This is a genomic window from Pedobacter sp. HMWF019, assembly GCF_003061025.1.
Lineage (GTDB): Bacteria > Bacteroidota > Bacteroidia > Sphingobacteriales > Sphingobacteriaceae > Pedobacter.
In genome coordinates, this window is record NZ_QAIL01000003.1 from 1 (window position 1) to 7,444 (window position 7,444).

General features: G+C 41.4%; 3 protein-coding genes. All 3 read left to right on the plus strand.

The genetic code is table 11. The features are described 5' to 3' along the window. The coding region (locus DBR11_RS00070; protein ID WP_146186423.1) for a hypothetical protein at positions 1–2,444 on the plus strand (2,444 nt) is incomplete at its 5' end. Between the two features lie 11 nt (positions 2,445–2,455). Next, the gene (locus DBR11_RS00075; protein WP_108549569.1) at positions 2,456–6,949 is read left to right on the plus strand and encodes a DUF6443 domain-containing protein; all 4,494 of its coding nucleotides are present in this window, start codon (positions 2,456–2,458) and stop codon (positions 6,947–6,949) included. 7 nt (positions 6,950–6,956) lie between these two features. Next, entirely contained in the window at positions 6,957–7,361 is a 405-nt protein-coding gene (locus DBR11_RS00080; RefSeq protein ID WP_108549570.1) for a hypothetical protein, read from the plus strand. Positions 7,362–7,444: the final 83 nt, after the last annotated feature.

The window sequence follows — 7,444 nt, forward strand, 5'->3', positions numbered from 1 at the left end:
GTAGTGCAGCAAGTTTTAGCTATAATTTACTTCAGACAACTCTAACCAATATTCAAAGAACTACGGAATATTTTTTAACAGATATCAGTTGGCGGGGTGGCAAGATAGTTTTCTCTAATATAAATGATAGGCAAGATCGAACAGGAGAAAAGAGATTACAGGAAATCAGTGTATATGCCTCGGATATAAATGAAACATTCACCAAAATCAAAGATGCAAAGCTGAATCATTCATACTTTTATTATAACTCTACCTTGGGTCTTAGTAATCCATATAGTAATACAGATAAAAGAAATTATAGGCTCCGCCTGGATGAAGTGAAATTCTTACCTATAAACCCTTCCGATCAATCTCAAAGTTATGCGATGGCTTATAATAATTCACCAATGACTTCAAGGGAATCTACAGGACAAGACGACTGGGGTTTTAATAATGGAAAATTTTTGAATTCTTCTATGTTTTCCCAGGTTACTGTACAGGATCATTTAGGTACAAATTATACGATTGGCAGTGCGGACCGGAAAACTGACACAGCAGCAATTAAAGCCTGTAGTCTTCAATCTATACAGTATCCAACTGGAGGAAAAACTGTATTTGAAATGGAACCACATGTATCTAGTGGTTTGATTACTTATAACCCAGGTTCTACATCATGTGGCGTATTAGGTAATAGTAGCGGACCCACCTTTATCTCTCAACCCTTCACAGTACCTGTAAATGCTATTAATGTGCGTTATACTATTCAAATTGGGGCATATAATGTGAATCCAGGAATATCCCCGCCGGTAATTATAATCAAAGATGAAACAACAGGTCAGCAAATCTCCATAAATAACCCCAATCCTTCAACAAGTTATAATTCAGGTATCCTTTATTCTGGAATTGGAACAAATATCAATTTTAACAAATCACATACTTATACGCTAAGTGCAAATGCTTATACCAATACCGGGCCTTCTAATGGCACTGTGCTGGTTAATTTGGCCATCAATTGGGATAATCCTAATCTTTCTTTGGCCTATGGGGGAGGACTCAGGGTGAAAAGCATTACCAATTATAATCCAGGAGGGAGTTTTGCTTCTAAAGATTTATTTAAATATGGATTTGACGAAAATGGAGGTGGGGATTTGATCACCCCGGCAGGTTTCCTAAATCTAAGATCCAATACCTATACCCAACGTATTGGGTGCCCTTCTCTGGGCTTTGTACAATATTATTATGCCCCTACCTCTTATGTTTATTATGCCAATACAGTTGCAGCTGCTTCTCAGGTTAGTGGAAGTCCAATCCTGTATTCTTATATTACAAAATATCAGACTAGTGCAGCCGGAGCCGATAATTTCAATGGTAAGACGGTGTACCATTATAATTTGTTTTATGACGAAACTATAGCCAATACTACCGATCCAAGAAACATGGTCTATTCAAATACCTGGAAGAATAATCTTCTGGCTAACGAATCCAGCTACCAATTCGACGGAACACTTTTTAAACTAATTCAGGAAAAACAGTACAATTATAGCGTCGCCAGAACCGCTTACCGTCAATTTGTTAGAGTAAAGAAGATTTATGTCCATTTAGGTCCAGAATATCAGGACGCTGCTCATGTTAACAGCGATTTTACATTTGATTCTTACAAAATGGCAACTGGACTAATGCAATTGGATAGTGTTGTTACGATAAAATATGATAGGGCAGGACTAGCAGTTGCTGACAGGGAAATCAATGAATATACCAATAGTGCCCATCTATTACCTACCAGTAAGATAACGATGACCAGTAAAGGCGATAAGTTAATTGTAAAGTTTAAATATCCACATGATTTTTCTGCGATACAGCCTTATACAGAAATGGTAAACAGGCATATTTGGTCTCCTGTTATTGAGAAGATTAGCTACAAAAATACAGATACCTCGGTCCCTTTAGAATCTACTATGACAGATTATTTTTTATGGACTGGAAGCAATAATGCAATATTGCCACAAAAGATCTCTACAAAATTAGGCAATAACGTTTATGATCCCAGGATACAATATTTAAACTATGATAAAAATGCCAATTTGTTGAGTTTATCCAGGTTAAACGACATAAAAATCAACTATGTCTGGAGCTATAATTCGCGATGCCCTATTGCCGAAATTAAGGGCGCAGACTATGGAACTATAGAGTCTTTATTAGGAGGTAGTACAGCAGTGGCCACTTTTAGCAGTTTGCCAAATCCGGACAAAACCGCAGTTGATAACTTTTTATTGCCTCTGAAAAATAATCTTCCGCAAGCGTTTATTTCATCCTTCCTGTACCAGCCATTGGTTGGCACAACATCAGAAACAGATGTTAAAGGCCAAACGACTTATTATGATTACGATAGTTTTCAAAGGCTAAAGAGTATAAAAGATCGAAACGGAGATGTTGTAAAAAGTATTACCTATCACTATAAACCATAAGCACTCGAAAGATGAAAAAGTATACCCATTCTTTAATTCTATTGGCCGCTTTATTGGTAAGCGGGACACAACTTTTTTCCCAAAGTTTAAGTATCAGCTATTCCAGCCCGCAGAACTATCCTATGGGATCTGGGATCACGCCCTTGATGGTAGCTGTAACCGGCGGCCCGGCAGCCTCAGGAGGTCAGACCACTTCCACCTTAGCAGGGGGAAGTGCTGGGGCAGCCAATGGAACAGGCACGGCTGCCAGTTTTTATAACCCTTTAAATACAGCCGTGGATGCTGCCGGGAATGTTTATGTCGCCGATGGAGATAATCACCAAATCCGTAAAATTACACCAGCTGGGGTGGTGACCACACTGGCGGGAGCCGGTTATGCAGGTTATGCGGATGGCACCGGTGCAGCCGCCATTTTCCAGCATCCATCTGCTTTGGCTGTGGACGCTTCAGGAAATGTATTTGTTTCCGACCAGCAGAACCACAGGATCCGAAAGGTTAGCTCGGCAGGCGTGGTGACCACATTTGCAGGCAGCGGTTCGATAGGTTCTGCCAATGGAACAGGCACTGCTGCGAGTTTCTACTACCCGATGGGACTGGCCTTTGATGGTTCGGGAAACCTGTATGTAGCCGATGCGTACAACAATAAGATCAGAAAAATTACTCCAACGGGTGTGGTCAGCGATTTTGCCGGAAGCGGAACACAAGGAGCGAGCAACGGAGCCGCTCTCTCTGCAAGTTTTAATAAACCGATGGGCGTAGCCTTTGACCAGGCGGGAGCACTGTATGTTGCCGACCGCTACAACCATATGGTGAGGAAGATCAGTTCCGGTGTGGTCTCTACCTTAGCCGGAAGCGGCTCGATAGGCTCAGCCAATGGCACAGGAACAGCTGCCAGTTTTAATTATGTTAATAGTGTGGCAGTAGACCTTGCCGGGAATGTATATGCTGTGGATTATTTAAATAACATGATCCGTAAGATCACCCCAGCCGGTGTGGTGACCAGCTTTGCAGGAACAACGACTGCCGGATCAGTCAATGGTACCGGATCTGTGGTCCGTTATAACGGTCCTTACGGGATTTCGATCGACAGCCAGGGCAATCTCTACCTGGCAGAGAATGCCAATAACATGATCCGTAAGATTGCCACCTCTGCATTTAACATTTTCCCCAACTTGCCTGCAGGTTTAAGCTTCAACAATGCAACAGGTACCATCTCAGGTACACCAACGACAGTTACCGCTGCGGCAAACTATCAGATTCAGGCCTTCAATACCACCAACAGCAGTAATGTGTTTTCCTTAAACCTTGCTGTGACGGGTGCTGTAGCAAGTGCTGTCCAGGCCAGCCAGGATCAGAACTATATCCTGACCTATACGCCAAACCAAGCTGGGTTTACCTCTGATGCGGCAGTTATTTCTGCCAGTTCAGATATTTCCAAAGTACAGGCCGATATTCAGTATTTTGACGGGTTGGGAAGACCGTTGCAAGCTATTCAGGTAAAAGGAAGTCCCACTTTTCGGGATGTGGTTACCCCAATAACCTATGATGTTTATGGCCGGGAGGATACCAAATACCTTCCTTATCCGGCTATGACTGCCTTCAGTAATGGAAGTTATAAGGCCAATGCGATTAATGAACAAAATAGCTTTTATGCCGACCCTTCTAATACTTCAGTCTGGAATGCCCCAGGAGTCACCTTGATCCCGAATAATACCGCTTTTTCCAAAACGGTATTTGAGCCCAGTCCTCTAAACCGGGTTACTGAGCAAGGGTTTCCTGGAAGTACCTGGCAACCTGTACCTGGAAGCAGCGCTGGCCATACGGCCAAAACAGATTATGGGACCAATGCAGCAGAGGTTAAATTATGGACAGTAGGTGCCGGTGGGGCAAGTTCAACAGGGAACTACCTTCCAGGGAAATTGTACCTAACCACCTCCAAGGATGAGAACTGGGTGAGCGGAAAAACCGGAACGGTTGACGAATACAAAGATTTCGAAGGGCATGTGGTGCTGAAACGGGTCTGGGAAAATGAAACCAAAAGCCTGTCCACCTATTACTTATATGACGATCTGGGTAACCTGAGCTATGTACTGCCTCCGGCGGTAAATGAGACCGGCTTAAACCTCAACAGTTTTGCAGAGAATGATGTCAACTTTAACAATTATGTTTATGCTTATCATTATGATGGACGTAAACGTTTAATTGAAAAGAAGATTCCCGGTAAAGGCTGGGAGGAAATGGTTTACGACAAACTGGACCGTTTAGTATTGAGCCGAGACGCTGTACAGGCAGCAGCGAATAAATGGCTCTTTAGTAAATACGATACACTCAGCAGGCCCATCATTACCGGAATTATTAGCAGTACGGGTACCCGGGTTTCCTGGCAGAACCTATTTAATGCAGCGAGTAAAAACTGCGAACTCAGGGATGATGCCAATACCAGTACAACAGGAACCGGCTATAGCAATGTGGCGCTACCTGCCCACGCCAATGTCCAGTCCTATTATACGTTAAATTATTACGATGATTATGCCTTTTATGGCAATACCTTTGGTAACCCTACAGGAACTCAAAGTATTGGGACAGCTGTTAAATCACTGCTTACCGGGTCTAAAGTGAATATTTTAGGAACTACGACCATGCTGCTCACCACGAATTACTACGATAGTTTTGGAAGGGTGATCCAATCTAAAAGTGCTAACCACCTGGGCGGCATAGATGTAACTGATCTGGTCTATAATTTCCCAGGTCAGGTAACCAGCAGTACCAGGACACACACTGTTGGCTCAACTGGTACCACGATTTACACCGGTTACGACCATGACCATCGGGGCAGAAAGACCAGAACCAATGAAAAGATCGGAACACTGGCAAGCCCACAGGTGGTACTTTCAGAGCTTATTTACAATGAAGTAGGACAAGTGACCACTAAAAAGCGGAACAATGGATCAAACACGAATCTTCTTGGCTATAATGAGCGGGGCTGGTTGACTGGGAGCAACTCACCAGGTTTTATAATGGCTCTTAGCTATGCAGACGGTGCTATTCCTCAATACAATGGGAATATTGCCAATCAATTTTGGAGTACAGCAGGAGGTGCTGTAAAGGGATATGTCTACGCCTATGATAAACTGAACCGCTTAACTTCCGGAATCTCTTCAGATAACAAAAATGAGCAGGGGATCACCTATGACCTAATGGGTAATATACTGACCCTGACACGGGATGCTTTATCCCCGCAGGTGTATACTTACACGGGCAATAGGTTAAACACGGTAACAGGAGGCTTAACCAGGAGTTATACTTACGATCTGAACGGAAATGCCCTGACCGATGGAACAAATACCTTTACGTATAATGTACTGAACTTGCCAGCCACCGTTACCGGACCTAACGCTTCAACCTACACCTATGACGCTACTGGTAAAAAACTGACCCGGGTAAAAGGATCGGTGACTACACATTATATTGACGGGATCCAGTACAATGGAGGAGCCATAGACTTTATCCAAACTGAAGAAGGGATAGCCAGACCAGTTTCAGGCGTTTACAATTATGAGTATACTTTAAAAGATCATTTGGGCAATGCACGGTATTCATTTAACAGTGCCGGAACACAGATCCAAGCGGATGATTATTATCCTTTTGGAAAAACATTTAATAGTTATGCATTAGGTACAAGAAATAATTATCTTTATAATAGCAAGGAGTTGCAAGATGGCTTAGAGCAATATGATTATGGGGCGAGATTCTATGATCCGGCAGTGGGGAGATGGAATGTAGTGGATCCGTTGGCAGAGAAAATGAGAAAGGATTCTCCCTACAATTATGGATTCAATAACCCGATAAGGTTTGTTGATCCCGATGGAATGCAGGGGACTGATTGGGTAGACGGTCCTCATGGTATCTATTGGAATCAGAATGCGAATAGTCAGTTTACCGTCAATCCAAATGAGATTTACATTGGTAATCAATGGAAAGATGTTCAAGCTTATATAGCAAAGAAGAAGGATGAGAAGGATCAAAAAGCTAAATTGCAGGCCGAAAGAGACAAGATCGATTACCAAGATATGTCTCAACCCTCGACAAGCCTGGCAGTTGTAGAAAATGTGGCTTTTGGTTTTGCAGGAGAATATGCTGCAACTAAATTGGGCCCCTTATTAAAGGGAATTTTTGGTGCTAAAGTGACAAATAGAATTGCATTAGGTGTTTCTGAACATTTGGATGAATTTGCTAAGAATGTAAAAGGTAGTACATGGAAAACATGGGGAACTGAACATTTTGAAAGTCAATTTTTAGAAACTATTAATAATCCTGCCAATGAAATACATTTTAATTTAACAGGAGTTAATAGTCCATGGGGCGCAGTTACAGAAGGAGTAAAAGGACTAAGTAAGAGTAGAGTGACCAGCTGGGAACTTTATAACATATATTCAAATCCAGAGGTATTAAAAAGGACAATTTTTTATCAAGGTGGGAAAGTAGTTCCTAATCCATTTAATTAAAATTAATATGATAGATGTAGAAATTTTCAAATCAGAAAGATACTTTACGGTATTTGGGGCTTTGGTTAGTCACGGACAATTATTGTTAAGATCTCAAAAAAATAATGTTGACACAAATAATATAGACATTATCTTCTATGGTACCGTTTACATTCAGTTATTTAGTAGATTGACAGGGATAAGCATCAAACGAGTTCGTACTGATACAAAAAGTCTTGGCTATAACACAGCTAATGAATATTTGAGTCATAATGGTAATTGTTTGTTTGAAATAAAAAGTAACGGCGAACTTTACTACATAGCAGCATCATTTGTTAAAGTTTTTGAAAATACATTAGAATTTTATGAGACAAGTTTAAATGCTGAAAATAAAGGGATGGAAAGGGAAATTGCATCGAGTGTTATCAAATAGGTGAACTTTAAAATATATGCATGAGATATATTCAAACTTAATTGATGAATTTTTGATTCTTGATTATTCGCCAAGCCATAATC